Below are 1,453 nucleotides of genomic sequence, written 5' to 3'. Positions count from 1 at the left end.
TTTTCCAGGCTTACCCAAAGTTATAGGGTCAAGCCGCACGGGCAATTAGTACTGGTTAGCTTAACGCATTACTGCGCTTCCACACCCAGCCTATCAACGTCGTGGTCTACAACGACCCTTCAGGGGGCTCAAGGCCCCGGCAGATCTCATCTTGAAACGAGTTTCCCGCTTAGATGCTTTCAGCGGTTATCTCTTCCACACTTAGCTACCCTGCGATGCCACTGGCGTGACAACAGGTACACCAGAGGTGTGTCCACTCCGGTCCTCTCGTACTAGGAGCAGGCTTCCTCAAATCTGCAGCGCCCACGGAAGATAGGGACCAAACTGTCTCACGACGTTTTAAACCCAGCTCACGTACCTCTTTAAATGGCGAACAGCCATACCCTTGGGACCGACTACAGCCCCAGGATGAGATGAGCCGACATCGAGGTGCCAAACACCGCCGTCGATATGAACTCTTGGGCGGTATCAGCCTGTTATCCCCAGAGTACCTTTTATCCGTTGAGCGATGGCCCTTCCATACAGAACCACCGGATCACTATGTCCTGCTTTCGCATCTGCTCGACTTGTCAGTCTCGCAGTTAAGCACGCTTATGCCATTGCACTATCGTCACGATGTCCGACCGTAACTAGCGTACCTTCGAACTCCTCCGTTACGCTTTGGGAGGAGACCGCCCCAGTCAAACTGCCTACCATGCACTGTCCCCGATCCAGATAATGGATCCAGGTTAGAACCTCAAACGCACCAGGGTGGTATTTCAACGTCGGCTCCATGCGATCTAGCGACCGCACTTCAAAGCCTCCCACCTATCCTACACAGATCCGTTCAAAGTCCAATACAAAGCTACAGTAAAGGTTCATGGGGTCTTTCCGTCTTTCCGCGGGGAGATTGCATCATCACAAACATTTCAACTTCGCTGAGTCTCAGGAGGAGACAGTGTGGCCATCGTTACGCCATTCGTGCAGGTCGGAACTTACCCGACAAGGAATTTCGCTACCTTAGGACCGTTATAGTTACGGCCGCCGTTTACTGGGACTTCAATCAAGAGCTTGCACCCCATCATTTAATCTTCCAGCACCGGGCAGGCGTCACACCCTATACGTCCACTTTCGTGTTTGCAGAGTGCTGTGTTTTTATTAAACAGTCGCAGCCACCAATTTTTTGCAACCCCTTTGAGCTCCATTTGTACAACTTCACTTACTTGGGGTACACCTTCTCCCGAAGTTACGGTGTCAATTTGCCGAGTTCCTTCTCCTGAGTTCTCTCAAGCGCCTTAGAATACTCATCTCGCGCACCAGTGTCGGTTTGCGGTACGGTCGTCAATAGCTGAAGCTTAGTGGCTTTTCCTGGAAGCAGGGTATCACTCACTTCGTCTGCAAGCAGACTCGTTATCACGCCTCATCTTAGCTCTCCGGATTTGCCTAAAGAGCACGACTACACGCTTGAACCAAC

General features: G+C 51.6%; 1 rRNA gene. It reads right to left on the bottom strand.

Features of this window, described 5'->3' with window-relative positions:
- Positions 1-24 precede the first annotated feature (24 nt).
- Positions 25-1,453 (bottom strand): 23S ribosomal RNA (locus AAIL67_RS24655); the annotation flags it as partial.

Origin of the sequence: Comamonas sp. A7-5 (genome assembly GCF_039581385.1) — a bacterium.
In the GTDB taxonomy this organism is placed as follows: Bacteria; Pseudomonadota; Gammaproteobacteria; order Burkholderiales; family Burkholderiaceae_C; genus Comamonas; species Comamonas thiooxydans.
The sequence above is the reverse complement of the archived record's forward strand: the minus strand, read 5'-3'. Positions and strand labels throughout refer to the sequence as shown.